This window comes from Mesorhizobium sp. P2_B5, assembly GCF_056404775.1.
In genome coordinates this window covers 880641-907251 of record NZ_JBFUDJ010000002.1, presented here as the reverse complement: position 1 = coordinate 907251, position 26611 = coordinate 880641, and the positions used below count along the sequence as shown (strand labels likewise).

Genomic DNA, 26611 nt, shown 5'->3' with positions numbered 1-26611 from the left:
CGTCGCGAATCACTCCCTTGACCGGTGTCTATCTAGCACTGCCGTCACGATTTCCAGAATGCCTGCCAGCCAATCAGCCCATATCTTGCGAGCAGGATATTGCTTGCAAAGCTTATGTACTCATTATACCAGATTTCGACGATCAAGGAACTCTTTTCGAACCTCCTTCGGCCTCAGACAACGAACCATGATCACGCTCACCTACCGCATCGAGACATCAGGCAGCATCGAGGCGCTGGCAGCCAAGATCGCCAGCGACCAGTCGACCGGAACCTTCGTTGCGCTGCCCGGTGAGACCGAGGAACTCAAGGCCAGAGTGGCGGCGCGCGTTCTCGCCATACGCCATCTGACTGAGGCTGACAGGCCCTCCATTCCCGAGGCCGGTGACGGGCCGTTCAAGCGCGCGGATGTCGACATCGCCTTTCCGTTCGGTGCCATCGGCACCGACCTGTCGGCACTGATGACGATTGCCATCGGCGGCGCCTACTCGATCAAGGGCCTGTCCGGCATTCGCGTCGTCGACATGAAGCTGCCGGAGCAATATCGCGCCGCTCATCCAGGTCCGCAGTTCGGTGTCGCCGGCAGCCGCCAGCTGACCGGCGTCACGGATCGGCCGATCATCGGCACCATCGTCAAGCCGGCGCTGGGGCTGCGGCCGCACGAGACCGCCGCAATGGTGGGCGAGCTGATCGCCGCCGGCGTCGATTTCATCAAGGACGACGAGAAGCTGATGAGCCCAGCCTATTCGCCCTTGGCGGAACGGGTGAAGGCAATCATGCCGCTGATCCTCGACCATGAGCAGAAGACCGGCAAGAAGGTGATGTATGCCTTCGGCATTTCGCATGCCGATCCGGACGAGATGATGCGCAACCACGACTTTGTCGCCAAGGCCGGTGGCAATTGCGCGGTGGTCAACATCAATTCCATCGGCTTCGGCGGAATGGCCTTTCTCAGGAAGCGCTCCAGCCTGGTGCTGCACGCCCATCGCAACGGCTGGGATATCCTCACCCGCCATCCCGGCCTCGGCATGGACTTCAAGGTCTGGCAGCAATTCTGGCGGCTGCTCGGCGTCGACCAGTTCCAGATCAACGGCATCCAATCGAAATACTGGGAGCCGGACACGTCCTTCGTCGAATCCTTCAAGGCGGTGACGACACCGATCTTTTTGCCTGAGGACTGCGCGCTGCCAGTGGCCGGCTCCGGCCAGTGGGGCGGGCAGGCGCCCGAGACCTATGCACGAACCGGCCGCACGGTCGACCTGCTCTATCTGTGCGGCGGGGGCATCGTCAGCCATCCGGACGGGCCGAGCGCCGGCGTGCGCGCCGTGCTGCAGGCCTGGCAAGCTGCGGTCGACGGCATTCCGCTGGTGGAGTTCGCCTTGAGCCATCCTGAGCTGGCGCGGTCAATCGAAAAATTCGGCGACGGCAAGGCAGCCTGAAGCGATGCAAAACCTTCTGCTCAGCTATTATGGCGACGACCTCACCGGCTCGACCGATGTGATGGAGGCGCTTGAGCTCGGCGGCGTGCCGACCGTGCTGTTCATGCGCCGGCCGAACTCGGCCATGCTTGCGCAGTTCAGCCATTGCCGAGCCATCGGACTGGCCGGCACCAGCCGCAGCGAGGCTCCGCTCTGGATGGACACGAACCTGCGCGAAGCCTTCGCCTGGCTGAAGACGCTGAACGCCGCGCTCTGCCACTACAAGGTCTGCTCGACCTTCGACTCCAGCCCGACGATCGGCAGCATCGGCCGCGCCATCGAGATCGGTCGTTCGGTCTTCGCGCAGGACAGCGTGCCGCTGCTGGTCGGGGCGCCGCAGCTCAAGCGCTACACCGCCTTTGGCCATCTGTTCGCCGCCTATCGCGAAAAGTATTTCCGCATCGACCGCCATCCGGTGATGAGCCGCCACCCGACCACGCCGATGGATGAATCCGACCTGCTGATCCATCTGTCGCGGCAGACGAAGCTGACGTCGGGGCTGGTCGATCTCGCGACGCTGCAGTCGGCGGGCCGGTCTGAAGCGTTCGATCGCTTGTTGGCCGAGGGCACCGACATCGTGCTTGTCGATGTCGACAGCCGGGAGACGCAGGCGCTTGCCGGCAAGGAGATTTGGCGTGTCCGCAAGCCGGGCGGCTCTTTCGTCGTCGGCTCGTCCGGGATCGAATATGCGCTGCTAGCCGAATGGGTGTCGAACGGGACGGTCAGTGCTGAACCGAAATTTTCGCCGCCGGGTGCGGCCGACCGGGTCGCGGTGGTCTCGGGCAGTTGTTCGCCGACGACCGAACGACAGATCCGGCACGCTTTGACCGACGGCTTCGACGGCATCGAGGTCGATCCTGTCGAACTGATCTCCGAAGCGTCCGGAGATGCAATCGCGCGCGCAGTTTCTGCCGGCCGCTCCAGTCTGGAAGCCGGCCGCAGTGTGGTTCTCTACACCGCCCTTGGTCCCGCGGCGGACCGGGGCGCCGAAATCGACCGGCAGGAAGGTGCCCGCCACAAGCTTGGTCGCGGCCTTGGCGAACTGCTTCGCGCGCTGACGATCGAGCAGAATTTGCAACGCGTGGTCATTGCCGGCGGCGACACGTCGAGCCACGCGCTCGGCCAGATGGGTGTCGATGCGCTGACGGTGCGGATGCCGCTGCCGGCATCGCCGGGCTCGCCGCTTTGCGTCGCTCACTCGCGCATCAAGGCGATCGATGGGCTGGAGGTGGCGCTCAAGGGCGGGCAGGTCGGAACCGAACGCTATTTCAGCGCCATTCGCGACGGCCTTCGCAGTTGACAACGCGTCCGCGCCAGCAACCGCGAGATCCATCCGTGCCTCGACTGGCGCCGAAGCCTTAGTGAAAGCCTAGTCGACAACCTGAAACGCAATGGCTTGAATAGCGTCGAAATTGTCGCGCATGTTGACGTTAAATTCACATAACGATATGGGTTCATTCTCGCGGCAAGGTACTTTTATCGTTCGTCCGCCTTGCTCTATCGGGGTTGTCGCTATGTGTTTCGCCCTTGCATCAGACTGCAGGATCGCCCTGTAGCAATCGCTAGTTGCTGAAAGAGGCGGTGATCATGCCCAGCCTGCTCGGAATCGATAACGGTCTCACGGTCACCAAGGCGGTCATCTTCGATGCCGACGGCACGCAATTGTCTGTGGCGCGTCGCCGGGTGCCGCAATCTATGCCCCTTGCGCGTTCGGTGGAACGCGACATGGCAGGCCTGTGGCAAGCGACCGCCGACGCCATCAAGGAGGCGATCGCGCTTTCCGGCAGGCCGGCGGAAGACATCAAGGCGGTAGCGGCGACTGCGCATGGCGATGGTCTCTATCTGCTCGATCATGACCGTCAGCCTTTGGGACCTGGCATCCTATCGCTCGACAGCCGCGCCGGCGACATTGTCGACAGGTGGTCCGCCGGTACCGTTTTCACCGATGCGCTGGCGACGACAGGCCAGACGCCGCATGTTTCGGCGCCGTCGGCGCTGCTGGCATGGCTCAAGCAGAACGATCCTGATCGCTATGGCCGCATCGGCCATGTGCTGGCCTGCAAAGACTGGCTGCGCTTTTGCCTGACCGGCACGATAGGGACCGACCGTACGGAGGCCAGCACCTCATTCACGGATTTTCGCACGCAAGCCTATTCGCCCGAAGCGCTGCGCATCTTCGGGATGGACGATCTGTTCGACGCGCTGCCGTCGGTGGCGCATTCCGCTGACATCGCCGGTCAAGTCACCGCCGATGCCGCCGAAAGGACTGGGCTTCGCAAGGGAACACCGGTCGCCTGCGGCCTGCACGACGTGGCCGCCTCGGCACTTGGCATGGGTGGCCATGAGGACGGCGTGCTCGCCATCGTCGCCGGTACCTATTCCATCAACGAAGTCGTCTCTTCGCAACCGCGCGTCGATCAGCGTTGGTTCTGCCGCAACGCCATCGACGCGGGCCGCTGGAACAACATGGCGATCTCGCCGGCCTCGACTGCGAACTACGACTGGTTTCTCGACACTTTCTGCCGCTTGGAGCAAGACAGGACAAACGCGGATGGCGGCTCCCTCCACGAATTGCTGGCGGGAGAGATCGACGCGGCGTTGAAGAAGCCCTCGACCATCCTGTTTCATCCCTATCTGTTCGGCTCTCCTTATGGCGACGTGGCCAGCGGCAGCTTTATCGGCCTGCATGGCTGGCACAATCGCGGCGACATGCTGAAGGCGGTTCTGGAAGGCATTGTTTTTAATCACCGCACTCATGTCGAGGCCTTGCGCGAAGGCTTTGCCGTTCGCGAGATCCGCCTGACCGGTGGCAGTTCGCGCAATCCTGCCTTCGTCCAGATGTTTGCCGACGTGCTGAACGCTCCGGTCACCATCACCTCGACCGACGAGGCCGCGGCCCTGGGCGCCGCCCTTTGCGCGGGGGCTGCGGTCGGAATCTTCGCGACGCCGCAACAGGGCGCCAGGCAGGTCGGGATGACAGAGCGCAAATATCAGCCAGCGCCGGCCTCCAGTGCTGTGTTCAATGAGCGGTTTTCCCTCTACTGCCGCATAGCCGAGCAGCTGAAGTCGCATTGGCCGGAAATCGAAAGGCTGGCACGGCCGGGGGAAAACGCATGATCAAGGCCGACGAACGACGCGAAGAGATCGCCGACTATGTGATCAAGCTCGGCCAGGTGCGCATCGACGATCTGGTCGAGCATTTCGGCGTGTCGCGCATGACCATCCACCGGCACATCGACCGGCTGGCGCAGCAGGGCGTGCTGCGCAAGCTGCATGGTGCGGTGACGGTTCAGCCGTCCGGTCTCTACGAAAGCGCCTTCCGCTATAGGGTGACGGTCAACAGGGCGGAGAAGGATGCGCTGGCGCGGGCAGCACTGGATTATGTCGAAGCCGGCCAGGTTGTCATGCTCGACGATTCATCGACGGCAAACGCGGTCGCGACACTGCTGCTTGACGTCAAGCCGCTGACGGTCATCACCAACAGCGTGGCCACGGCTGCACTGCTGACCAATGTCGACGACATCGACTTCATCTGCCTCGGCGGCCAGTACCATGGCACCTACAATGCCTATATCGGCATCGTCTGCGAGAACGCCGTGGCGCAGCTGCGCGCCAATGTACTGATCTGTTCGGCTTCGGCGATCACCGGAACCACGTCCTTCATCCAGGATCCGAATGTCGTGCGGGTCAAGCAGGCGATGATGGCCGCATCGGTCAAGCGCATCCTTTTGGTCGACCACGCAAAATTCGACCGGATCGCGCTGCATGTCTTCGACGATCTGACCAGTTTTGATGCCGTGCTGGTGACCGAGGGCCTGGGCGATGCGCAGGCGCAGAGCCTCGAGCGGGCGGGCGTGAAGCTGCGCATCGTCAAGACGAAAGCGCCATGAGCCCAGCAAACGGAGCAGGGGCGGACAATCCCGCCGGACGTCTCGCCCCCATGGCTGCGACCGGCGAGGTCGACGTCGTCATTCTTGGCGCCGGCATCAACGGGGCAGGGCTGTTTCGCGATCTGTGCGCGCAAGGCGTCAGATGCCTGATCGTCGACAAGGCGGATTTTGGCTCGGGCACCAGTGCCGCGCCGTCGAGGCTCATCCACGGTGGCCTGAAATATCTCGAGACCGGCGAGTTCGGGCTGGTGGCGCAGTCGACGCTCGAACGCAATCTGCTTCTGCAAAACGCGCCGCACTATGTCAGCCCGCTGCCGACCGTCATTCCGATCTTCTCATGGAGCAAGGGCATGCTGGCGGCGTTGCGAACGCTGTTCGGCTCGACCAGCGCGCCGCGCAGCCGCGGTGCCATACTGATCAAGATTGGCTTGATGATCTACGATTTCTACGGTTCGCGAAACCAGGTCATGCCGCGCCACCGCATGGTCGGACGGCGGCAGACGCTCAGCGAGATGCCGGCGCTCAATCCGGCGATCGTCGCCACCGGCACCTACTACGATGCCAAGATCAGCCACCCCGAGAGGCTGGTACTGGAGCTGATCCTCGACGGCTTGCAGGCCCACGCCGCATCTGCCAGTGCCAACTACACGACACTGGCGGCTTCAGCCAATGGCGTGCTCACCTTCCAGCCCGAAAACGGCACCGCTTTTTCGGTGCGGCCGAAGCTGGTGGTGAACGCCGCCGGTCCGTGGATCGATGACGTCAATGCGTTGCTTGGCGCGTCGTCGAAGATGATCGGCGGCACCAAGGGCTCGCATATCCTGTTAAAGCATGACGAACTGGTCAAAAGCCTCGCAGGGCGCATGCTCTATTTCGAGGCCGATGACGGCCGCATCTGCCTGGTTTACAACTATCTCGGCCTAGCGCTGGTCGGCTCGACCGACATCAAGGCCGACAATCCGGACGAGGTGCGCTGCGAACCCGAAGAAGTCGACTATCTGCTCGACAGTGTGCGAACGCTGCTGCCGGGCATGGCGTTCGAGCTCGACCAGATCGTCTATGCCTATAGCGGCATCCGACCCCTGCCGACGTCTGAAGCAGCGACGCCCGGACTGATCAGTCGCGATCATTCGGCGCCGGTTGCCGAGCCGGACGGCAACAGGCCCTTTGCAGTCATTTCGCTGGTCGGCGGCAAATGGACGACGTTCCGCGGCTTTGCCGAGGAAGTCGCTGACACCGTGCTCGGGCGCTTGCAGCGCAGCCGCAAGGTGTCCACTCAGTCGATGCCGATCGGGGGTGGGAGGGATTTTCCGGCCAATGCCGCGGCGCGCGCGGACTGGCTGGCTGAGGCACAGCAGGCAACGGGCGCCGAGCAAGAGCGCCTTGATCAATTGCTGTCGCGCTACGGGACCAGAGCCGCGCAGATCGCCAGGCACGGGTCGAATGATGGGGGTCGCCTGCCGGACTCGGACGGCTATAGCAAGACTGAAATCGACTACATCGCGCGCAACGAATTCGTCGAACATTTGGCCGATGTCGTCATGCGTCGCAGCACTTTGGCGATAGGCGGTTCGCTGACGCGCCGCGACCTGGAGGAGATTGCCGCGATCGCCGGGCGAGCGTTGGCGTGGAGCACGGAGCGCCTCGCGCGGGAAGTCGAAGCCGCTGTTGTCGAGCTTGAGGGCAGGAACCTGATGCGGCTGGACTGATCGCGCCATCGCCGACGCCGATAGTATTCTGGGGCAATCTGATCGGTTTGCCCTTGTTGCGCCTTGTGCACCAAAATTCCTGTCTTACATCCAGATTGGGATTTTAACCGTCGCGAAACATTTAAACAAAAACAAATACTTATTCGCTGTTTCGGGTGCCGACGCTCAAGGGCCCATGTTGTCGTTGAACATGATATAACGCAAATTGACGTTAATTTAACGCCGCCGTATGATCGCCTGATATGTTGACCTCCTAATATGCTGCGTCGGTTGCCCGATCCGTTGGCTGAGGCAACCATCTGCGGAGGATTGACAGCGATGCAAAGGTGTGAAAATTTTTGCATACAAAGATAATATTATCACCCTGGGGAGGGGATGGCTTGAAATCCGGCGGAACCGCGAACCGCGACCACGAGTCCAGCCTCGCCACGCGCGCGGCCTGGCTCCACTATGCCGGAGGGTTCACACAGGCTCAGGTGGCCAAGCGGCTTGGCCTGACCAGCCTCAAGGCGCATCGGCTGATCACTAAGGCCAACCAGGACGGCCTGGTCAGAGTGTTCATCGACGGAGATGTCGCCGAATGCATCGACCTGGAGCAGCGCCTGACCGCCGCCTATGGGCTCGACTATTGCGAAGTGGTTCCCGATCTCGATCAGGACGAACTGCCGCTCAAAGGTCTGGGCATTGCCGGCGCCCAGTTCCTCAAGCGCGAAATCGATCGCGGCGAAGACATGCTGATCGGCGTCGGCCATGGCCGCACGCTTGCAGCCAGCGTCGAATATCTGACACGCACCACTGCTGCCCACATCCGTTTTGTCTCGTTGCTTGGCGGGGTAACGCGCAAATTCGCCGCCAACCCGCACGACGTCATGCATCGCCTGGCCGAGCGGACCGGCGCGCAGGCTTTTGTCATGCCGGTGCCTTTTGTCGCCAACACCGCCGAGGACCGTGAGGTGCTGCTTGGCCAGCGTGGCATCAGCGATGTCTTTGCGCTCGCCAGCCGGTCCGACCTGATGTTCGTCGGAATAGGCACGGCCGAGCGGGAAGCGTCGCTGGTCGCCACAGGCATGATCGAGCCGTCCGAAATCGACGATGTCAAACGTGACGGTGGCGTCGGCGAATTGCTTGCGCATTTCTTCGACGACAAGGGCCGCCCGGTCGAAACGGCGCTGTCGGAAAGAATCCTGGCGCTGCCCCGCGACCAGCTGAAGGGCCGCAGGATCGTCGCGGTGGCCGGCGGCAAGGTGAAAGTACGGGCCATCAAGGCGGTGCTCGAAAGCCGGTATCTGAGCGGCCTGATCACTGACGAATGCACCGCCAGGGCACTGATCGAACAGGGTCGGCTTGAGAGTGCATCCGGTGCAACGAAACGCCGCGTGAACGGAGGATCGTCGAATGCGTGACAAGGGAAAATCCGCTTCGCTGGGGGTTGTATCATGAGCGCCAAGGCTGCCACCGCATCGCCCCGGCAGACTTCGCCCGGCTTGCGCCGCGCACTTGCCGGCGCCGCAGTCCTGCTTCTGCTCGGCGCTATGGCGCTCGATACCAAAATCGTCAAGATCGGCTCCGCCGGCGATGTTCGCAACGCCGTGTTCTCCGCAGCCGACTACGGCAAGTCGGAATTTCCCAAGGTGCAGGCCGATGTCGAGACGCGTGCCGCCGATGCGGTGACGGTGGCGACGGCGATCGCCAAGGACAGGGCGACGGCCGAGAAAGAATACGGCGTGCCCGCGGGTGTCGGGCCGGTCATCTCGGTCAAGTTCACCGGCGTCGTCGGCGAGGGAAAGTCGGGCATCTACAAAGTCGCCATCGACGGTTTGCCGGACACGTTGACGGTCCGCGTACAGACAGGGCCGGCGATCAACGGCACAGAGCTTCGCGACGCCACCGGCAAGATCACCTTCGGTCAGTTCACCAACCAGATCGAATACCAAGACGCCGGCTCGGCGCTGAACAACGAGATGAAGAAAGAGGTGCTGGCGAAAGTCGATACCAGCGCCTTGACCGGCAAGACCATAGCGGTGGTCGGCGCCTTCAAGCTGGTCAATCCGAAGAGCTGGTTGGTCACGCCGGTGAGGCTGGACGTCAAATGACAACGGCTTCCGGCACAGAACCCGCGACTGGCGACGCCGTGCTTTGGGCGCGCAATATCGTCATGTCGTATGGAGGCGTTCACGCGCTCAAAGGCGTCAACTTCGACATCCATCGCGGCAAGGTCACCACCCTGTTTGGAGAGAATGGCGCCGGCAAGTCGACGCTGATGAAGATCCTGTCCGGCGTGGTGACGCCGACATCCGGCGACATCGTGCTCGATGGCAATCTCGTCAGCTTTTCCTCGTCTTCGGATGCGCGCGATCGCGGCATTTCGATCATCCACCAGGAGCTCAGCCTGGCGCCGAATCTGAGCGTTCGCGACAACATCTTCATGGGCCGCGAACTGCGCACCAGAACCGGCCTCGACTTCGCCGAGGAGTCGCGCCAGGCGCGGGCGCTGATGGCCGACCTCGAAGAAGACATCGATCCGATGACCCTGGTCGAGGATCTGCGCCTTGGGCAGCAGCAGATCGTCGAGATCGCACGCGCATTGTCGGTCGATTCCCGCATCCTGATCATGGACGAGCCGACCTCCGCACTCAGTGCCACAGAGGTGGAAGTGCTGTTCAAGGTGATCCGCGACCTGACCAGCCGCGGCGTCTCGATCGTCTACATATCGCATCACCTCGAAGAGGCGCTGCAGATTACCGACTATGCCGTCGTGCTGCGCGACGGATCGATCACGGCGACGGCCGAGGCCAAGGACATCGATCTCGAATGGATCGTCCGCAACATGGTGGGTGAGAATTTTGACCTCGGCACGCCACCGACCGGCCATGAATTCGGCGAGGTGGCGCTGTCGATCGAGGATGTCAGCGTCACCGACACTTCGGGTTCAGGCTACTCGGTCGTCGATCACCTGTCGCTGGACGTCAGGGCAGGCGAGATCGTCTGCATCTATGGACTGATGGGCGCCGGGCGCACGGAATTGCTGGAAGCCGTTGCCGGACGCGTTCCGATGGCGGGCGGGCGGGCGCTGCTGGAAGGCGAGGACGTCTCGGGGCTGACCATTGCCCAGCGCATCGCCAGAGGCCTGGTGCTGGTGCCCGAGGACCGCCAGCGCGACGGTCTGGTCCAGACGATGACCGTCGGCCGCAATCTGTCGCTTGCCAGCATCGAGGCTTTCGCCAAGGGCTTGTTCCTCTCCCGCCCCAGGGAACGCGCACTGATCGACGACTCGATTCGCAAGGTGACCATCAAGACCGCCGGCGGCAACGCCATGATCGGATCGCTGTCGGGCGGCAATCAGCAGAAGGTCGTCATCGGCAAGATGCTGACGACCAACCCCAAGGTCATCCTTCTCGACGAGCCGAGCCGCGGCATCGATGTTGGCGCCAAGGCCGAAGTCTTCCGTCTGCTCAGCGAGCGCGCTGCGCAAGGCCTGGCGGTCATCTTCTCGACCTCGGAGGTCAATGAGTGCCTCAGCATCGCCCACCGCATCGTCGTCATGCGGCGCGGCAAGATTTCAGCCGAGTTCGGCGCGAACGCCACCAAAGAGCAGATCATGGCCGCCTCCGGCGAAGCCGTGGTCGCCTGATCATAGAATTTCGGAGCCCCGATCATGACCGATGTCAGCCAGGCCAGCAAACAGTCCAGCCCCAGCACGGGCGGCGAGGGCTTCGACGTGGCCAAGCTGCTGCTCGAAGGTCGGGCTTTCTTTGCCCTGATCGTCATCATCGTCGTCTTCTCGATCCTGTCGCCCTACTACCTCTCGGTGGCGAACTTCCTGACCATGGCCTCGCATGTCGCCATCTTCGGGATTCTCGCCGTCGGCATGCTGCTTGTCATCCTCAATGGCGGCATCGACCTGTCGGTGGGCTCGACGCTTGGGCTTGCCGGCGTCGTTGCCGGATTTCTGATGCAGGGCGTGACGCTGACCTGGCTGGGCATCGTTCTCTACCCTCCGGTCTGGGTGGTGGCGGTGCTGGCCTGCATGCTGGGCGCTGCCGTCGGCCTGGTCAACGGCGTGCTGATCGCGCGGTTCAAGGTTCCGGCCTTCGTCGCCACGCTCGGCGTCATGTACATGGCGCGCGGCCTGGCGCTGCTGATGACCAGTGGCCTGACCTACAACAATCTCGGCGGCAAGCCGGAGCTGGGCAACACCGGCTTCGACGCGCTCGGCTTCAACCGCCTGTTCGGCGTGCCGACCGGCGTGGTGGTGCTGGTGGTCATCGCGCTGATCGGCAGCATCGTCTTGAACCGCACCGCTTTCGGCCGCTGGCTCTACGCCTCGGGCGGCAATGAGCGCGCCGCCGAACTCTCCGGCGTTCCGGTCAAGACGGTGCAGATTTCAGTCTATGTGCTTTCAGGCATCTGCGCCGCCATTGCCGGCCTGATCCTGTCCTCGCAGCTGACCTCAGCCGGACCGACCGCGGGCACCACCTACGAATTGACGGCCATCGCGGCCGTCGTCATCGGCGGCGCGGCGCTGACCGGCGGGCGCGGCAACATCCGCGGCACCTTGCTCGGGGCCTTCGTCATCGGCTTCCTGTCCGACGGTCTGGTGATCATCGGCATCTCATCCTACTGGCAGACAGTGTTCACCGGCGCCGTCATCGTGCTCGCCGTGCTCCTCAATGCCGTTCAGTATCGCCGCCGTAGCAAGCTTCCAGCTTCCACGGGCGGCCAACCGACTTCTCAGAAACGGGGGAAGGCCGAACCGGCCAATCCTGCCCAAGGGAAGACTGCCGGGTGACCGGCAGCAACACCGCGTAAATCATTGGAGGAATGTACATGAAAATCGTGCTTAGAAGTTTGCTAGCTGCCGCAATGGTGGTTGGGTTTAGCGCAGCCGCATCGGCCGCGGGCCTGATCTCGATCATCGTCAACGATCCGGCCAATCCCTATTGGCTGACCGAAGGCAACGTCGCCAAGGCCGAGGCCGAAAAGCTCGGCTATACGGCCAATGTCGCTGCCCACAAGGGTGACACCAACACGGAAAGCAATCTGATCGACACCGCCATCACCAACAAGTCGGTGGCGATCATCCTCGACCCGGCCAATGCCGATGGTTCGGTCGGCGCGGTGAAGAAGGCGATTGCCGCCAACATCCCGGTTTTCCTCGTCAATGCCGAGATCAACCAGGAAGGCCTCGCCAAGGGACAGCTCGTCTCCAACAACGCGCAGGGTGCGGCTCTCGGTGCCCAGCAGTGGGTGCAGGCGGTCGGTGAAAAGGGCAAGTATGTCGAATTGCTCGGCGCCCCGTCGGACAACAACGCTGCCACGCGCTCGAACGGCTACGCGACCGTCCTGAGCCAGTATCCGGATCTCGAAAAGGCTGCTTCGCAGGTCGCCAACTGGGATCGTACCCAGGGCCACGACAAGATGCAGAGCATGCTGCAGGCCAATCCCGACATCATCGCCGTGATCAGCGGCAATGACGAAATGGCGCTTGGTGCGGTTGCGGCGCTGAAGGAAGCCGGCAAGCTCGCCGGCATCAAGGTCGGCGGCTTTGATGGCTCGCCGGATGCGGTTGCGGCCATCAAGTCGGGCGAACTGCAGTACACCGTGCTTCAGCCGGTGGCCATCTTCTCGGCGAAGGCCGTGCAGCAGGCCGACTCGTTCATCAAGACGGGCGCCACCGGCGCCACCAGCGAGAAGCAGCTGTTCGATTGCCTTCTCATCACCAAGGACAATGTGGACAAGTACACCGCACCCTTCGTGCTGTCGGAATAAACCTGCACAGGGGGTGTCCGTGCGGACACTCCCTGCCTCTTCTACGGCTTCCAGACAACAAGACTGCTCCTTTGAATTGCCCTCATAACCATCCGGAACTTGCCGCATGAAAGACCTGCTGATCGGGATCGACGCGGGAACCTCCGTGATCAAATCGGTCGCTTTCGATCTTTCGGGGCGGCAGCTTGCCATGGCGTCGGTGACCAACAGCTTCGTCACGCTGGAAGGCGGCGGCGCCGAGCAGGATCTCGATCAAACCTGGCGCGATATGGTTCAGACGGTTCGCGAACTGGTGACGAAAATTCCCGATCTCGCGCGGCGAATTGCGGCGGTGGCGATCACCGGGCAGGGCGACGGTACCTGGCTAATCGATGGCGACGGCATGCCGGTCGGGCGCGCCTGGCTCTGGCTCGATGCCCGCGCCGGCCATCTGGTGGACGAGATGCGCTGCGATGCCCGAGATCGCACACGGTTCGAGATCACCGGCACCGGGCTCAACGCCTGCCAGCAGGGCGCTCAGCTCAGCTGGCTGAAAAGGAACAGCCCGGAAATCCTGAAGCGGGCCGCCACCGCCTTTCATTGCAAGGACTGGCTCTATTTCAAAATGACCGGCGAGCGCGCCACAGATCCGTCGGAAGGCACATTCACCTTCGGCGATTTTCGCTCGCGCAGCTATTCCGATGCGGTGCTCGAGATTCTCGATCTGACGACACATCGCCGCTTGTTGCCGCCCATGCTTGAAGGCACGACCGACCATCACCCGCTGTCGCCATCGGCGGCGAGAGAGACCGGCCTACTCGAAGGCACGCCGGTGGTGCTGGGTTACGTGGATATGGTCAGCACCGCGCTCGGAGCCGGCCTCTACGATCCAAGCGGCAATGTCGGCTGCACGGTCATCGGCTCCACCGGCATTCACACGCGCCTGGCGCGCACCGCCGACGATGTCGTGCTCAACGACAATGCGTCCGGCTATACGATCGCCATGCCGGTTCCCGGCGCCTATGCGCAACTGCAATCCAACATGGCGGCGACGCTCAACATAGACTGGCTGCTCGGCCTGGCGCGCGACGTGCTGACTGCCAGCGGCGCCAAGCCTTCGCGCGACGAATGGCTGAAAGCACTCGATGCCTGGGTCGAAGGATCGGAGCCGGGATCGCTGGTCTATCAGCCCTATATCTCCCTCGCCGGCGAACGCGGACCGTTCGTCGATCCCGATGCGCGGGCAGGCTTCATCGGCCTTTCGGTCAAGCACGGTTTTGGCGATCTGGCGCGCGCGGTTCTTGAGGGATTGGCCTTCGCGGCGCGCGATTGCTACCAGGCAATGGGCGCGGTGCCGGGCGAAATCCGCCTGTCGGGCGGCGCGGCGCGCAGCCCTTCGCTGCGCCGCATCATCGCCGCAGTGACCCGCGCGCAAGTCAGGACGAGCAGCCGCCAGGAAGCCGGTGCTGCGGGTGCGGCGATGATGGCCGCGGTCGGGCTTGGCGTTTATCGCTCCATGGATGATTGCTGCGCCGAATGGGTGACACCACTTCTGGGCGAATGCGACACCTATGACGAGGCGCTTTCCCAAACCTACGATGCGCTGTTTCCATCCTTTGTCGCGGCGCGCCAGGCGCTGCGGCCGGTGTGGAAAGGCATGGCGCACCGCACAGGAGCAAAGTCTTGAGTGATACGTCAGATGTTGTCGATCTCTTTGTGATTGGCGGCGGCGTCAACGGCGCCGGGATAGCGCGCGATGCGGCCGGTCGAGGGCTGTCGGTCATCCTGTGCGAGAAGGACGATCTCGCGCAAGGCACCAGTTCACGCTCCGGCAAGCTCGTGCATGGCGGCCTGCGCTATCTCGAATATTACGAGTTCCGGTTGGTGCGCGAAGCGCTGATCGAACGCGAGGTGCTGCTTGAGGCGGCGCCGCACATCATATGGCCGATGCGCTTCGTGCTGCCGCATAGCCCCGAGGACAGGCCGGCATGGCTTATCAGGCTCGGGCTGTTTCTCTACGACCATCTTGGCGGCCGCAAGCGGCTGCCGGGAACGAGGACGCTGAACCTAAGAACGGCACCGGAAGGGGCGCCGATCAAGGACGAATTCAAGCTCGGCTTCGAATATTCCGACTGCTGGGTCGATGACGCCAGGCTGGTGCTGCTCAATGCGCTTGACGCCAGTCAGCGCGGCGCAAAAGTCTTCACTCGCACCGCCTGTATTGCTGCCAGGCGCGAAGGCGGCCTGTGGTCGATCGACATGCAGGACGGCCGCACCGGTGCTGTGACGAGGGTCCGCGCACGCGGGCTGGCCAACGCGGCGGGGCCGTGGGTCAACGACATTATCAGCCGAGTTGCCGGGCAGAATTCCACCCGCAACGTTCGCCTGGTGAAGGGCAGCCATATCGTCGTGCCCAAATTCTGGGAAGGACGGCAGGCCTACCTCATCCAGAACAGCGACAAGCGGGTGATTTTCGTCAACCCGTATGAGAACGATCTGGCGCTGATCGGCACCACCGACATTCCTTATGAAGGCAAGCCCGAGGAAGTGGCTGCCGAGGCCAGCGAAGTCGATTATCTGATCAAGGTGGTCAATCGCTACTTCAAGCGCCAGCTGACTGCGCAGGACGTGGTCTACAGTTTCTCAGGTGTGCGACCGCTCTATGACGACAATGCCGACAACCCAAGCGCGGTGACACGCGACTACATCTTCGAACTCGACGCCCCGAATGGCGGCGCGCCACTGCTTTCGGTGTTCGGCGGCAAGATCACCACCTTCCGCAAGTTGTCCGAACATGCGCTGGAAAAAATCCAGCCATTCTTCCCGACGATGAAGAAAGCCTGGACCGCCAAAATTCCCTTGCCGGGGGGCGACCTGCCCAACGCGGATTTCGAGCAGTTTTTGAGCGATCTGCACGCCGAGTTTTCCTCGCTTAGCCCGTCGCTGGTGAAGCACTATGCGCGAAGCTACGGCACGCGCACGCGCGCTTTGCTGAAAGGGGTGAAAAACGAAGCCGATCTCGGCCGTCGTTTCGGCCCGGATTTCTTTGAGCGCGAAGCTGCCTTCCTGTTCGAGACCGAATGGGCGATGACTGCTGCCGATGTTCTCGAACGCCGCACCAAGCACGGGTTGCACATCAATGCGGCCGAGCGGAAAATATTTGAAGACTGGTGCGCTAACATCATGGCGGCGGCAAACTGATGGCCTTCACGCTTTCTCTCAACACCAACCCGCTGGTCAATCGTTTCGCTGATCCCGACGATTTGATCGACGCCATTGCCTATGGCATCGGCATCCGCGACGTGCAGCTGACGCATGAATTCGTCAATCCGGGCTGGCCGACGGCAACGATTGCCAAATTCCTGCGCCTGTTCAACAGCGCCCTGGCGCGGACCGGAGTACGCGTCACCTCAGGGATGACCGGGCCTTATGGCAGGCTCAACCATTTCGGCCATCCGGACGCAGATGTGCGCCGCTACTATGTCGACTGGTTCAAGACCTTTGCCGACATCTCCGCCGAACTCGGCGCTTCGGGTATGGGCACACAGTTCGCTATCTTCACCTATAAGGATTATGACGATCCGCAACGGCGGGCAGCGCTTCTCGACGTCGCGCTCGAATGCTGGTGCGAAGTGGCCGAGCATGCCAAGGCAGCCGGCCTGACCTACCTGTTCTGGGAGCCGATGTCGGTGGGGCGGGAGTTTGGCCATACGATCGAAAGCTGCGTTGACCTGCAGGGCGCCATCGACGCGGCCAAGCTCCCGATCCCGATGAAAATGATGGTCGACATCGACCATGGCGACGTCACTTCACCCAACCCCGCCGATACCGATCCCTATGCCTGGGCGAAAGCCTTTCCGTTGCAATCCCCGATCATCCATATCAAGCAGTCGTCCATGAACAAGGGTGGCCACTGGCCCTTCACGGCCGCCTACAACAAAGATGGTCGCATCCTTCCACAGAAGTTGCTCGACACCGTGCGACAGGGCGGCGGAACCGACAACGAGATTTGCCTTGAACTTTCGTTCCGGGAGAGGGAACCGGTCGATCATCAGGTGATTGCAATGATCCGCGAGTCGGTGGATTTCTGGGCGCCTTACATCGACAGCGGCCGCGACGATCTCAAGCCTCGGGCCTGAGGGAAAACGCCGGCTCGAAAGCCGGCGCCGATGCTGGCCGGGAGAACACGCGTCGTCCGAATTTCGGATCGAAGGAGAAAAGAATGACCCCATATTGGGTCGGCACGAGCTGGAAGATGAACAAGACGCTGGCGGAGGCATTGCAGTTCGCTGATGCGTTGGCGGCCTTCGTGCCCGGTTTCGATCCGGCGATACAGCCTTTCGTCATTCCGCCGTTCACCGCGGTGCGGCAGGTGAAGGCGGCTCTCGCCGACACCCGCGTGAAGGTCGGTGCCCAGAACATGCATTGGGCCGATGCCGGCGCCTGGACGGGAGAGATTTCGCCGGTGATGCTGAGGGATTGCGGGCTGGACCTGATCGAGCTTGGCCATAGCGAGCGTCGCGAGCATTTCGGCGAAACGGATGCGACAGTAGGATTGAAGACGGCGGCGGCGGTCAAGCATGGCCTGGTGCCGCTGATCTGCGTTGGCGAGACGTTGGCCGAGCGCGAAGGCGGCCGCGCCGATCATGTCCTGACCGCGCAGGTTCTCGGTGCACTGCAGGGCTTGAAGGACGACGAACTGTCGGCCGAAATCCTCTTTGCCTATGAGCCGGTCTGGGCGATCGGCGAGAAAGGCATTCCAGCAAGCGCGGACTATGCCGACAAGCAGCAGGCCCTGATCAAGCAGGTCGCCCAAAGCCGTTTGCCGGCCTCCCCGCTTGTGCTTTACGGCGGCAGCGTCAATCCAGGCAACGCGGCCGAACTGATCGGCCAGCCACATATCGACGGGCTGTTCATCGGCCGCTCGGCGTGGCAAGCGGAAGGGTACATCGACATTCTAAAAAAGGCGTCGGGCGCAATCGAGCGCTGACCGCGAAGCAAAAGGAGTTCATGTTATGAAGATCGCACTCGGAGCCGACAGCGCCGGCAAGCCGCTGCTCGACGTCATCGCCAAGCATCTCGCTACCAAACCCGAACTGCAGGTCGTCGATCTCAGCCAGGCCGGATTCTACGCCGATATCGCCGCCGCAGTTGGCCACGAAATTATCGACGGCAACTACGATCGCGCCATCCTGTTTTGCGGCACCGGCATCGGCGTCAGCATCTCCGCCAACAAGGTGCCGGGCATTCGTGCAGCCTTGACCCACGACACCTATTCGGCGGAGCGCGCCGCAAAATCGAACAACGCCCAGATCATCACCATGGGTGCCCGCGTGATCGGTCCCGAACTGGCGAAATCGATCGCCGACGCGTGGCTGGCCTCGGAGTTCGATCCGAACGGCCCGTCTGCAGCAAATGTGCAGGCCGTCGACAAGCTCGACGCGAAGCGCTGAAGATGCCGGGTAGAGTCGAGTCAAGCCTCTATCCTATTGCGTGAATATGATCTTTTCCGAAATGGAGATGGTCTAGCCGGTCAAGGCGATCCGCATCGCCTCGATCACGGTTACGGCAGACGCCGCTCCCGGATCCATGTGGCCAAGCGAGCGTTCGCCGAGGCGGGCGGCCCGTCCCTTGGTGGCGATCATCGCCTTGGTCGCCTCCGCGCCCGCCTTTGCCGCCTCGGCCGCAGCTGCAAGGCTGCCGGCCAGGCCCGTGCCGGCGGCCAGCGCCTCGCCCGCCGCCGTCGCAGCCGGCGCCCAGGCATCCATCATCGTCTTTTCGCCTGTTTCAGCCTTGCCGCGATCCTGGATGCCTTTGGCCATGGCCTGGAACATGGCGACCATGTCCGCCTCATCGAGCGTCGTCTTGCCTTTCACGGCTGCCGCGCCGCGCATGAACGCGGTGGCATAGAGCGGACCGGAGGATGCGCCGACGGCATTCAGGAACGACCTCGCCGCCGTGTTCAGCAAAGTGGTCGGTTCGGTGGTCCCGGCGTTCAATGCGGCAACCGCGTCGCGTGCCGCGGAAAATCCAAGCTCCATCGCAATGCCGTGGTCGGCGTCGCCAATCACGCCGTCAAGCGCGCACAGCCGGTCCCGGTCGGCTGACATGGCGTCCGCAATGGCAGCGAACATTGCGGCAAGGTGGGCAGTGTCGATCGTTGTCATGTCTTTGTCCCCTTGCTGCTCCGACAGGTTTTAGCCAACGCGAAACATGGCGCAGTCGCAAGGGTGGTCGAGCATCGTCTGCAACTCCTCGTCGAGGTGGTGCAGCGTGATCGAAGCGCCGGCCATTTCGAGCGAGGTGCAGTAATTGCCGACCCAGCTTGCGTGAATGGACACACCGATATCGTCAAGCCTCTGCTTCACGCGCCGGTTCATGATGTAGAGTTCCATCAGCGGTGTCGAACCGAGCGAATTGACCAGCACGGCGACCTTCTCGCCGCGTGCCGGCGCCATCTCGGCGAGGATCCTGTCCAGCATCTCGTCGGTGATCTCGTCGGCCGTTTTAAGCTTTCCGCGCGCGATGCCGGGTTCGCCATGGATGCCCATGCCGATCTCCATCTCGTCGGGTCCGATCTCAAAATTCGGCCGGCGGGTTTGCGGCAACGAACAAGGCGCCAACGCCACACCCATGGTGAATGTTTGGTCGTTGGCTTTCCGAGCGATGCGCTCGCATTCATCGAAGGACAACATGCGGTCGCAGGCGGCACCTGCCGCCTTGAAGATGAAGAAATTGCCCGCGACACCCCGTCTCTTGTGCCTGTCGCCAACGGGCGCGGACGCGACGTCGTCGGTGCTCAGCACCGTGCGCACCTCAATATCGTCCATCCCAGCCATCTCGGCCGCCATGTCGAAATTCATTACGTCGCCTGCATAGTTGCCGTACATGAACAGCACACCGGCGCCGCCATCTGCTGCCTTTGCGCATTCAAGGATCGGGTCGGGCGGCGGCGAGGCGAAGACGTTGCCGATGGCCGCCGCGTCTGCCAGCCCCTTGCCGACAAAGCCGAGAAAACTCGGCTCGTGGCCCGAGCCGCCACCAATGACGAGGCCTATCTTACCCTGGCGCGGTCCGTCGCGGGCGATGATCGAACGTGGGCTGCCGTCCACGCTTTTGAGATGGCGGGGATGCGCTGCCAGGATGCCTTCCAGCATCTCGTCGACGGCGCGATTGCCGTCATTGATGATCTTCTTGGTTTGCACCGGCGTCCTTCCGATTTGGGTATTTTCATAGATGATACCGGGCGCAATCGAGATTTTCACCCCGGCAATTGATGTTTTCAAATGTTGGCTCTCTCTGGCACGGCCAGGATCTGCACGCCGTCGCTTTTTTCGTCCGCCACCAAGCGAAATTCTTCTTGCCAGCGGAACGTCCGCTTGCTGATGATTTTACCTCGCCAGACGTGATGGTGAAGATGATCAAGTCCGGTACGCTTGATTTCATCGGCTGCGCGCGGCCGTCGATCGCCGATCCCTTCCTGCCGAAGAAGGTTGAAGAGGGGCGGATCGAGGACATTCGCGAGTGCATCGGCTGCAACATCTGCATTACCGGCGACATGACCATGTCGATCTCGCGCTGCACGCAGAACCCGACCTTCATGGAGGAGTGGCGCAAGGGGTGGCATCCCGAACGCATGCAGGCTAAGGGCGACAGTGACAGCGTGCTGATCGTCGGTGCCGGTCCTGCCGGGCTGGAGGCTGCACGCGCGCTCGGCCTGCGCGGCTATCAGGTGGCCCTCGCCGAGGCCGGGACCGAGCTCGGCGGCCGCGTGGCGCGCGAGTGCCTCTTGCCTGGCCTTTCCGCCTGGGGCCGCGTGCGCGACTATCGCCAGTATCAGCTCAGCCAGATGGCCAATGTCGACATCTATTTCGAAAGCCGGTTGTCTGCCGACGAGATCCTGGCCTTCGGCTTTCAAAACATCGCCATCGCGACCGGCTCAACATGGCGCCGCGACGGCGTGGCACGCGCGCATGTCGTGCCGATGCCGATGGATCTGGCCATGCCGGTCTACACGCCGGACGATTTGATGGGCGGCAATGTGCCGACTGGCACCATCGTGCTGTTCGACGACGACCACTACCACATGGGCGGCGTTCTGGCCGAGCTGATGGCGCGCAATGGCGCTAGGGTGACGCTGGTGACGCCGTCCGCCTATGTGTCGGACTGGACCCGCAACACGCTGGAGCAGGGCGCCATCCACCGCCGTCTGGCCGGGCTCGGCGTCGAGATCGTGCTGAACCGGACCGTGACGCGCGTCGTGCCGGGAGGCGTTGCCACCGTCTGCGCCTACACCGGTGCCGAACGCGACATTGCCGCCGACGCCGTGGTGCTGGTGACGTCGCGCCAACAGGACGACCAGGTCTGGCGCGACCTGAAAGCCCGGCGCGACGAATGGGCCGACAATGGCATTCGCTCGATCAAGGTCATAGGCGATGCCGAGGCGCCAGGTCCGATCGCCTGGGCGACCTATGCCGGACACCGCTTCGCGCGCGAACTGGACGAAGACGATATTGGTGATGCGCTGCCGTTCCGCCGTGAAGTGACGGCTTTGGCGGCGGGGTAGGCCGATGGCATGGCTTGATAGGGAAATGACGTCGCCACAAGCCGATACTGTTTCGCGCTGGCGTGTCGAAATCTGATGTCGGGATCAATCGCAAGACAATACGGAACGATACGGGAACTTTCTAATTTTGGCCCACGAAAAACGCAATAGAATCAATAGTTTTCATACATCCTCCGGGCCCACCATTGGCTCTCTCCGCCATTGATTTAACTGCTTTTTTGGTCTTTTTTGTCCCACCTTCCTCAGCCCCGTCAAAAAGTGGGACATTTTCGTTCTCGTTTCGATCGTATACCAGCAGGGTCCGGGCTGACTGAGCCACTATCCGGCGGCGCGCCTTGCGGATGTAGTGGTCAGGCTGCTGATAGGTAGTCCAGCCATATATCGCTTTCAGCTGCTCGTGCGTGGCACCGTTTTCTGCAGCGACGGTAGCACCTGCCTTGCGCACCCCATGGGCGCTGCAGTTGGGAAGTCCGGCTTCATCGCACCATTGGCGCATTTTGTTCCCAAGGCCATTTTCCGAAAGGGCCGGCCATACTCGGTAACGAGGAATGTCAGGTTGCCCGCCGGTGCGCAGGAAAGCTCGGCCTCGAGTTCCGGCAGCAACGGCAATTCGACGACCACCGGCTGGCTGCGCACCTTACTTTTGTCTGTCTTGCCCGGCTTGATCCGGTCCACTTCTCCCAGTTACCCGTATTCTTGTTGTGAACCTCGGTGATGTGTTGTCTGCCGAAGATTGCCGCATCGGACAGCCGCAGCCCCCGTGAACATGAAAATTGCCAGTGCCATGCGAGCCATCGTCCCGCGCGGGTGCCGGTTCTCATACTGGACGATCTCGGACACTTCCCAAGTGTGAAGACCTTCATCGTCGCCCGTGGTGAGGCGCTTTCCCGTTTGCAGGGTTGACGTCGACAATCTCGGCATCCTTCACCCACGCAAACATGGCGCTGATGGCCTTCGTTATGTTGTTCGCAGCTCCCGGAGCATCGGCCCGTGTGTCCCGGAGCTCTTTGACGTGAGCCCGTTTCATTGCTGCAAAGGGCAGGGTGCTCTTAGTCGGAAATTCGCGGTCGACGGGCCCGCGGAGCGGGTGTGAAAGCTTGCAAACAGCTTCCAGGATCGCCCATCGGTGAAGCATGGTAGCTTCGGTAACTTCGGTGCCGCCCCGTCGGAAATACTCCTGGCACAGCCACAATAAGCTACCTCGCAATGCCGCCGGGCGCGGGGTAGGCATCTATCGCGTCGGACTGGAGATCGGGTCGCTTGCCGCCGCGCTTGGCGGGCTCGACACGCTGGTGTTCACCGCTGGCATTGGTGAGCACGCGCCGCTGATCAGGCATAAGATTTGCGAGGCAGCCGAATGGCTTGGCGTAGCGCTCGACGATGATTTGAACCAGAACGGTGCGGGTGTTGTCGGCGCGCGAGATTCCAGCGTCGACATTCTCGTCATTCCCGCCAACGAAGAACAAGCCGTGGCAAGAGAACTGCTAACATTCTGAGCGATCTTCCCACAGCTGGAAGCACTCACCCGTACCTACTTCGGCAACTTGGCGCCCCGCTTGCGCTGGACCAGCACGAGCGTCGGGTCGTCAGGATCCGTGGTGACAGTGAAGCCCATCTCGCGCTCGAGCTCGATCGCAGCGCGGTTTTCCCGATTTTCGATCGATTCGATCGATTCCAGACCGTGCTCGTCCGCATAGCGCGCGATGTGGGCGAGCAATTCCCAACTGACCCCCAGATGCTTGTGGTCGTCGCGAATGCAGACTGCGACCTCGCCACGCCGGTCGGCCGGATCGCTGGCGAGCGTTGCCACCGCGATCAACATTCCTCCCGGTGCGAACGCGAGGAAATTATGGATGTGGGTGTCGTCGGAGCGGGTCATTGCGACCAGCCGTTCGTGCGATACTTCGCGCACGGCGCCGAGAAAGCGGAAACGCAAATCTTCCGGCGTCACATGGGTGAAAAACTCTGCCAATGTTGGCTCATCTTCAGGTCGTGCGGCGCGCACTTCAAAGCAGAATCCGGTGTGCGTGGTCAGGGTTTTGCTCATCGTCGTCTGATCCTAACTAGCCCTGTGGGCGCCGTTGTATGGCGTCGCCGGGGCGATGAGGGCGCTATTCGCCCATGTCCAAGAGCACGTCCGGCTTGAGGATATCGAGGCTGCGCAGGCCGATGAGGCGGATGACGCCCTTGTCCTTCAGGCGGGTGAAGACCCGCGAGACCGTCTCGATCGTGAGGCCGAGATAGTCGCCGATATCCATCCGCGACATCGGCAGTTCGACCTGGCGCAATCCGCCCTGGCGTTCGGCCATGTCGACGAGGAAAGCCGCCACACGTTCTAGGGCGTTCTGGCGACCAAGCACCAGCAGATGTTCCTGCGCTCTGATCAGGCCCTTGAGGGCCAGCGGCAGCAACTGCCGGGACATGTCGGCGGCCGCGGCGACCCGCAAGACGCGCACGCCGGTCGCGTTGATGGCCTCGGCGAAGAAATGGTGCGTGGTGTCGGCTTCGAAGCCGAATGTCTCTCCGGCCATATGGAAGGCGCTGATCTGCCGCCGGCCGTCGGCCAGCAAACGGTAGACGCGCACGGCGCCGAATTCGACCTGGTAAAGAGGCCCAGCCCTTTCGCCCTGGGCGTAGATCTCCGTACCAGCTGGGAAGAAGCTGACCGGCTGAGGCAATGCCCCATCGAGGAGGGAAAAAGGGCTCTGTTGCACTGGCAGTTCAATGTGGGCGATCTGTTGAGCGTACATGGCTGTGTTCCCGGTTGATCGTGACAACAGCAATCGCGCGAATTCGGATCACGCGAAATTCGGTTATGTCCCTACGGGAAACTACGTAGGCCACCGGCTGCGAGGGCGCGACGACCACCCGTGATGTGGAGCAACGCCATCTCGCGAACCTCGACCTGGAAATGCTGTTCGAACCATCTCCTCCTGCTGGTCAGGCGTTGGACGATATGCGTCATCCCGGTTCTCATTAGGCTCCATTGCGCGGGTGCGATGTCACCTGGATCTGGAGTTCGCCACCTTCGTCGCCGGGTCGCAATAGATGCCGTAGAGTGTCTGCAGAATGCGCTCGACCTCCACCGAGGCCAGCCTATAGTAGATTTGCTGGGCATCGCGTCGGGTGTCGACCAGCTTCAGTGCCCGTAGTTTCGACAAGAGCTGCGACAGCGCCGACTGGTTCATGGCGACAAGTTTGGCAAGATCATTGACGCTCGTCTCGCCGTTTAGCAGATGGCATAGAACCATCAGCCGCTTTTCATTGGCCATCGCCGCAAGCAGTTCAGCTGCCTCGCGTGCCTTTTTGTCCAGTTGGATGATCTTCTCATTACGCATATCAATACATTATCATATTAAGAGCCACAAATAATATTGGCCCGACCCTTGGATCTGTCAATCCGACGGTTCGATACCGCGTGCCCAGCGCCCGGCGCTCATTTGATCCGGATCAAGTCGCGGCCGGCCGCAATGGAGCAGGATTATCGAACGTCGATCCCTGCGCGGGGGCAGAAACGTTGGCGCTACGCTAGAAGCAACGCAAAGGAGGGAAGAGCATGGCGCATGTCGTCGTCCTGGGTGCCGGGTTGGGAGGCACCATCATGGCCTACGAGCTTCGCGACGGACTGGCCGGGGAACACCAGGTTTCCGTCGTTAACAATGGCAGCCACTATTCATTCGTGCCGTCCAACCCCTGGGTCGCCGTCGGCTGGCGCGACAGGCAAGCGGTCGAGATCGACCTTGCTCCGGTGCTGGCACGGCGCAAGATCGGTTTTCATCCGCAAGGAGCCAGGCGCGTCCACCCGGTTGAGCGCACGGTGGAACTCAATGACGGCTCATCTGTCTCCTACGACTATCTGGTGATCGCCACCGGCCCCGAACTCGCTTTCGATGAGATCGAGGGCCTCGGGCCGGAGCACAACACCCAGTCCGTCTGCCAGATCGACCACGCACTCAAGGCCAGGACGGCCTTCGACGCGCTCGTCGCCAGGCCGGGTCCGGTCGTCATCGGCGCGGTCCAGGGCGCGTCCTGCTTCGGACCGGCTTACGAATTCACCTTCATCCTCGACAAGGCGTTGCGCGACGCCAGGGTGCGCGACCGCGTGCCCATGACCTTCGTCACCTCCGAACCCTATATCGGCCATCTCGGCCTCGACGGCGTCGGCGACACCAAGGGCCTGCTCGAGAGCGAGATGCGCCAGCATCACATCAAGTGGATCTGCAACGCCAAGGTCGACAAGGTCGAGCCCGGCAAGATGTTCGTCCAGGAAATCGCCGACGACGGGTCGGTCAGGCAGGCGCATGAATTGCCGCACACCTTTGCGATGATGCTGCCGGCCTTCCGCGGCGTGGCGGCGGTGCGCGGCATCGAGGGGCTCACCAATCCGCGCGGCTTTATCATCGTTGACAAGCACCAGCGCAACCCGGCCTTCCCCGAAATATTCGCGGTCGGCGTCTGCGTCGCCATCCCGCCGATCGGCAAGACACCTGTACCGGTGGGCGTGCCCAAGACCGGCTTCATGATCGAATCCATGGTGACGGCGACGGCGCGCAACATTGGTCGGCTGGTGAAGGGCGCCGAGCCCGATGCCCAGGGCACGTGGAACGCGGTCTGCCTCGCCGATTTCGGCGATTCCGGTGTCGCCTTCGTAGCGCAGCCGCAGATTCCGCCGCGCAACGTCAACTGGTCCTCCTCCGGCAAATGGGTGCACACCGCCAAGGTCGGCTTTGAGAAGTATTTCCTGCATAAGATCAGGACCGGCAAGTCCGAACCCTTCTACGAGCGCCTGGCGTTGCAGGCGCTCGGCATCGACAAGCTCAAGCAGATTAAGGTCGAGGTATCAGCGGATGTCCCGGGAGCCTGACCGGGGCAAGCCGCTGCGACCGGCCCTCAGGCGGACGGCGGCTGGCGGCCCAATCGAAGGCCCGTAACCGCCGGCGACAAATCTGGCTTAGCCCCTTGCAGTCAACGATAACATTCATATATCTACATATAATCATATACAAATGGAGATGTCGATGTCCCTTGACCGTTCCGTTCTCGCCTTCGCCGGCACCATGGTGCTTTTGTCCGTGGTGCTCACCGCCTTTGTCTCGCCGCTGTTCGTATGGCTGACGGTCTTCGTCGGCTTGAACATGCTGCAATCGGCGTTCACCGGCTTCTGTCCGGCGGCGATGGTCTTCCGCAAGCTCGGCGTCAAGCCGGGATGCGCATTCTAAGG

25 protein-coding genes are annotated in these 26611 nt (G+C 62.2%); 19 read left to right on the top strand and 6 right to left on the bottom strand.

The window, feature by feature from the left end; translation table 11 throughout:
* Nucleotides 1-187 precede the first annotated feature (187 nt).
* The 15 genes from oiaX to derI all read left to right on the top strand — a co-directional run bounded on the left by oiaX (nucleotide 188) and on the right by derI (nucleotide 18277).
* On the top strand, nucleotides 188-1438 hold the full coding sequence (gene oiaX, locus AC1D1N_RS10815) for a 3-oxo-isoapionate-4-phosphate decarboxylase OiaX (protein ID WP_477348436.1): 1251 nt from the start codon (nucleotides 188-190) through the stop codon (nucleotides 1436-1438).
* A 4-nt stretch (nucleotides 1439-1442) separates the two neighbouring features.
* Entirely contained in the window at nucleotides 1443-2777 is a 1335-nt protein-coding gene (locus tag AC1D1N_RS10810) for a four-carbon acid sugar kinase family protein (RefSeq protein WP_112563073.1), read from the top strand.
* A gap of 287 nt (nucleotides 2778-3064) precedes the next feature.
* Nucleotides 3065-4594, top strand: a complete 1530-nt coding sequence (locus AC1D1N_RS10805) for an FGGY-family carbohydrate kinase (protein ID WP_436260911.1) — start codon at nucleotides 3065-3067, stop codon at nucleotides 4592-4594.
* The gene (locus tag AC1D1N_RS10800) at nucleotides 4591-5367 is read left to right on the top strand and encodes a DeoR/GlpR family DNA-binding transcription regulator (RefSeq protein WP_436260910.1); all 777 of its coding nucleotides are present in this window, start codon (nucleotides 4591-4593) and stop codon (nucleotides 5365-5367) included. The genes AC1D1N_RS10805 and AC1D1N_RS10800 overlap by 4 nt, the downstream gene beginning before the upstream one ends.
* Nucleotides 5364-7076 carry a glycerol-3-phosphate dehydrogenase/oxidase gene (locus tag AC1D1N_RS10795; protein WP_477348434.1) on the top strand — a complete coding sequence of 571 codons (1713 nt, stop codon included), beginning with the start codon at nucleotides 5364-5366 and terminating at the stop codon, nucleotides 7074-7076. The genes AC1D1N_RS10800 and AC1D1N_RS10795 overlap by 4 nt, the downstream gene beginning before the upstream one ends.
* A gap of 380 nt (nucleotides 7077-7456) precedes the next feature.
* Nucleotides 7457-8479, top strand: a complete 1023-nt coding sequence (locus AC1D1N_RS10790; protein ID WP_436260908.1) for a sugar-binding transcriptional regulator — start codon at nucleotides 7457-7459, stop codon at nucleotides 8477-8479.
* Nucleotides 8480-8512: 33 nt separating this feature from the next.
* A complete protein-coding gene (locus tag AC1D1N_RS10785) occupies nucleotides 8513-9169 on the top strand; it encodes a DUF2291 family protein (protein ID WP_477348432.1) in 657 nt (218 codons plus the stop codon).
* Nucleotides 9166-10707 carry a sugar ABC transporter ATP-binding protein gene (locus tag AC1D1N_RS10780; RefSeq protein ID WP_477348431.1) on the top strand — a complete coding sequence of 514 codons (1542 nt, stop codon included), beginning with the start codon at nucleotides 9166-9168 and terminating at the stop codon, nucleotides 10705-10707. The genes AC1D1N_RS10785 and AC1D1N_RS10780 overlap by 4 nt, the downstream gene beginning before the upstream one ends.
* Nucleotides 10708-10731: 24 nt before the next feature.
* Nucleotides 10732-11865 (top strand): ABC transporter permease, encoded by a 1134-nt coding sequence (locus AC1D1N_RS10775; RefSeq protein ID WP_436260905.1) that lies wholly within the window; start codon nucleotides 10732-10734, stop codon nucleotides 11863-11865.
* A 38-nt stretch (nucleotides 11866-11903) separates the two neighbouring features.
* Nucleotides 11904-12845, top strand: coding sequence for a D-ribose ABC transporter substrate-binding protein (locus tag AC1D1N_RS10770; RefSeq protein ID WP_081726801.1), 942 nt, complete (start codon nucleotides 11904-11906; stop codon nucleotides 12843-12845).
* A gap of 106 nt (nucleotides 12846-12951) precedes the next feature.
* Nucleotides 12952-14511, top strand: coding sequence for an FGGY family carbohydrate kinase (locus tag AC1D1N_RS10765; protein ID WP_477348429.1), 1560 nt, complete (start codon nucleotides 12952-12954; stop codon nucleotides 14509-14511).
* Nucleotides 14508-16025, top strand: a complete 1518-nt coding sequence (locus AC1D1N_RS10760; RefSeq protein WP_477348427.1) for a glycerol-3-phosphate dehydrogenase — start codon at nucleotides 14508-14510, stop codon at nucleotides 16023-16025. The genes AC1D1N_RS10765 and AC1D1N_RS10760 overlap by 4 nt, the downstream gene beginning before the upstream one ends.
* Nucleotides 16025-16963, top strand: a complete 939-nt coding sequence (locus tag AC1D1N_RS10755; protein WP_436260902.1) for a sugar phosphate isomerase/epimerase family protein — start codon at nucleotides 16025-16027, stop codon at nucleotides 16961-16963. Before AC1D1N_RS10760 ends, AC1D1N_RS10755 begins: the two co-directional genes overlap by 1 nt.
* A gap of 83 nt (nucleotides 16964-17046) precedes the next feature.
* The gene (locus AC1D1N_RS10750) at nucleotides 17047-17814 is read left to right on the top strand and encodes a triose-phosphate isomerase (protein WP_436260901.1); all 768 of its coding nucleotides are present in this window, start codon (nucleotides 17047-17049) and stop codon (nucleotides 17812-17814) included.
* A gap of 25 nt (nucleotides 17815-17839) precedes the next feature.
* A complete protein-coding gene (derI, locus tag AC1D1N_RS10745) occupies nucleotides 17840-18277 on the top strand; it encodes a D-erythrulose-4-phosphate isomerase (protein WP_352558297.1) in 438 nt (145 codons plus the stop codon).
* A 72-nt stretch (nucleotides 18278-18349) separates the two neighbouring features.
* On the opposite strand, the gene dhaL is transcribed toward derI, so the two are convergent.
* Together dhaL and AC1D1N_RS10735 are read right to left on the bottom strand one after the other, a co-directional pair.
* Nucleotides 18350-18991, bottom strand: coding sequence for a dihydroxyacetone kinase subunit DhaL (gene dhaL / locus AC1D1N_RS10740; protein ID WP_436260900.1), 642 nt, complete (start codon nucleotides 18989-18991; stop codon nucleotides 18350-18352).
* Between the two features lie 30 nt (nucleotides 18992-19021).
* Nucleotides 19022-20029 (bottom strand): dihydroxyacetone kinase subunit DhaK, encoded by a 1008-nt coding sequence (locus AC1D1N_RS10735; RefSeq protein WP_436260899.1) that lies wholly within the window; start codon nucleotides 20027-20029, stop codon nucleotides 19022-19024.
* 155 nt (nucleotides 20030-20184) lie between these two features.
* On the opposite strand from AC1D1N_RS10735, the gene AC1D1N_RS10730 reads away from it, so the two are divergent.
* The gene (locus AC1D1N_RS10730; RefSeq protein WP_436260898.1) at nucleotides 20185-21390 is read left to right on the top strand and encodes an FAD-dependent oxidoreductase; all 1206 of its coding nucleotides are present in this window, start codon (nucleotides 20185-20187) and stop codon (nucleotides 21388-21390) included.
* Between the two features lie 387 nt (nucleotides 21391-21777).
* Here the strand turns inward: AC1D1N_RS10730 and AC1D1N_RS10725 are convergent, their stop codons facing one another.
* A complete protein-coding gene (locus AC1D1N_RS10725; protein WP_436260897.1) occupies nucleotides 21778-22065 on the bottom strand; it encodes a hypothetical protein in 288 nt (95 codons plus the stop codon).
* Between the two features lie 458 nt (nucleotides 22066-22523).
* On the opposite strand from AC1D1N_RS10725, the gene AC1D1N_RS10720 reads away from it, so the two are divergent.
* Nucleotides 22524-22886, top strand: a complete 363-nt coding sequence (locus AC1D1N_RS10720) for a hypothetical protein (RefSeq protein ID WP_477348423.1) — start codon at nucleotides 22524-22526, stop codon at nucleotides 22884-22886.
* A gap of 35 nt (nucleotides 22887-22921) precedes the next feature.
* Here the strand turns inward: AC1D1N_RS10720 and AC1D1N_RS10715 are convergent, their stop codons facing one another.
* The 3 genes from AC1D1N_RS10715 to AC1D1N_RS10705 form a co-directional block, all read right to left on the bottom strand.
* Nucleotides 22922-23437 carry a GNAT family N-acetyltransferase gene (locus tag AC1D1N_RS10715; RefSeq protein WP_436260895.1) on the bottom strand — a complete coding sequence of 172 codons (516 nt, stop codon included), beginning with the start codon at nucleotides 23435-23437 and terminating at the stop codon, nucleotides 22922-22924.
* Between the two features lie 64 nt (nucleotides 23438-23501).
* On the bottom strand, nucleotides 23502-24140 hold the full coding sequence (locus tag AC1D1N_RS10710; RefSeq protein WP_477348420.1) for a helix-turn-helix domain-containing protein: 639 nt from the start codon (nucleotides 24138-24140) through the stop codon (nucleotides 23502-23504).
* A 252-nt stretch (nucleotides 24141-24392) separates the two neighbouring features.
* The gene (locus AC1D1N_RS10705) at nucleotides 24393-24728 is read right to left on the bottom strand and encodes an ArsR/SmtB family transcription factor (protein ID WP_436260893.1); all 336 of its coding nucleotides are present in this window, start codon (nucleotides 24726-24728) and stop codon (nucleotides 24393-24395) included.
* Between the two features lie 218 nt (nucleotides 24729-24946).
* Between AC1D1N_RS10705 and AC1D1N_RS10700 the strand changes: the two genes are divergently transcribed.
* Nucleotides 24947-26254 (top strand): NAD(P)/FAD-dependent oxidoreductase, encoded by a 1308-nt coding sequence (locus AC1D1N_RS10700; protein WP_436260892.1) that lies wholly within the window; start codon nucleotides 24947-24949, stop codon nucleotides 26252-26254.
* Between the two features lie 154 nt (nucleotides 26255-26408).
* Nucleotides 26409-26609 (top strand): YgaP family membrane protein, encoded by a 201-nt coding sequence (locus AC1D1N_RS10695; RefSeq protein ID WP_140685429.1) that lies wholly within the window; start codon nucleotides 26409-26411, stop codon nucleotides 26607-26609.
* The last annotated feature ends 2 nt before the right edge of the window (nucleotides 26610-26611 follow it).

What these genes read in the sequence shown, in the direction of transcription:
- AC1D1N_RS10700 (WP_436260892.1), top strand. Translation starts at nt 24,947, where the DNA reads ATGGCGCATGTCGTCGTCCTGGGTGCCGGGTTGGGAGGCACCATCATG.
- AC1D1N_RS10785 (WP_477348432.1), top strand. Translation starts at nt 8,513, where the DNA reads ATGAGCGCCAAGGCTGCCACCGCATCGCCCCGGCAGACTTCGCCCGGC.
- AC1D1N_RS10755 (WP_436260902.1), top strand. Translation starts at nt 16,025, where the DNA reads ATGGCCTTCACGCTTTCTCTCAACACCAACCCGCTGGTCAATCGTTTC.
- AC1D1N_RS10710 (WP_477348420.1), bottom strand. Translation starts at nt 24,140, where the DNA reads ATGTACGCTCAACAGATCGCCCACATTGAACTGCCAGTGCAACAGAGC.
- AC1D1N_RS10715 (WP_436260895.1), bottom strand. Translation starts at nt 23,437, where the DNA reads ATGAGCAAAACCCTGACCACGCACACCGGATTCTGCTTTGAAGTGCGC.
- AC1D1N_RS10750 (WP_436260901.1), top strand. Translation starts at nt 17,047, where the DNA reads ATGACCCCATATTGGGTCGGCACGAGCTGGAAGATGAACAAGACGCTG.
- AC1D1N_RS10705 (WP_436260893.1), bottom strand. Translation starts at nt 24,728, where the DNA reads ATGCGTAATGAGAAGATCATCCAACTGGACAAAAAGGCACGCGAGGCA.
- AC1D1N_RS10765 (WP_477348429.1), top strand. Translation starts at nt 12,952, where the DNA reads ATGAAAGACCTGCTGATCGGGATCGACGCGGGAACCTCCGTGATCAAA.
- AC1D1N_RS10800 (WP_436260910.1), top strand. Translation starts at nt 4,591, where the DNA reads ATGATCAAGGCCGACGAACGACGCGAAGAGATCGCCGACTATGTGATC.
- AC1D1N_RS10775 (WP_436260905.1), top strand. Translation starts at nt 10,732, where the DNA reads ATGACCGATGTCAGCCAGGCCAGCAAACAGTCCAGCCCCAGCACGGGC.
- derI (WP_352558297.1), top strand. Translation starts at nt 17,840, where the DNA reads ATGAAGATCGCACTCGGAGCCGACAGCGCCGGCAAGCCGCTGCTCGAC.
- AC1D1N_RS10780 (WP_477348431.1), top strand. Translation starts at nt 9,166, where the DNA reads ATGACAACGGCTTCCGGCACAGAACCCGCGACTGGCGACGCCGTGCTT.
- oiaX (WP_477348436.1), top strand. Translation starts at nt 188, where the DNA reads ATGATCACGCTCACCTACCGCATCGAGACATCAGGCAGCATCGAGGCG.
- AC1D1N_RS10795 (WP_477348434.1), top strand. Translation starts at nt 5,364, where the DNA reads ATGAGCCCAGCAAACGGAGCAGGGGCGGACAATCCCGCCGGACGTCTC.
- AC1D1N_RS10805 (WP_436260911.1), top strand. Translation starts at nt 3,065, where the DNA reads ATGCCCAGCCTGCTCGGAATCGATAACGGTCTCACGGTCACCAAGGCG.
- AC1D1N_RS10695 (WP_140685429.1), top strand. Translation starts at nt 26,409, where the DNA reads ATGTCCCTTGACCGTTCCGTTCTCGCCTTCGCCGGCACCATGGTGCTT.
- AC1D1N_RS10720 (WP_477348423.1), top strand. Translation starts at nt 22,524, where the DNA reads ATGGTAGCTTCGGTAACTTCGGTGCCGCCCCGTCGGAAATACTCCTGG.
- dhaL (WP_436260900.1), bottom strand. Translation starts at nt 18,991, where the DNA reads ATGACAACGATCGACACTGCCCACCTTGCCGCAATGTTCGCTGCCATT.
- AC1D1N_RS10810 (WP_112563073.1), top strand. Translation starts at nt 1,443, where the DNA reads ATGCAAAACCTTCTGCTCAGCTATTATGGCGACGACCTCACCGGCTCG.
- AC1D1N_RS10770 (WP_081726801.1), top strand. Translation starts at nt 11,904, where the DNA reads ATGAAAATCGTGCTTAGAAGTTTGCTAGCTGCCGCAATGGTGGTTGGG.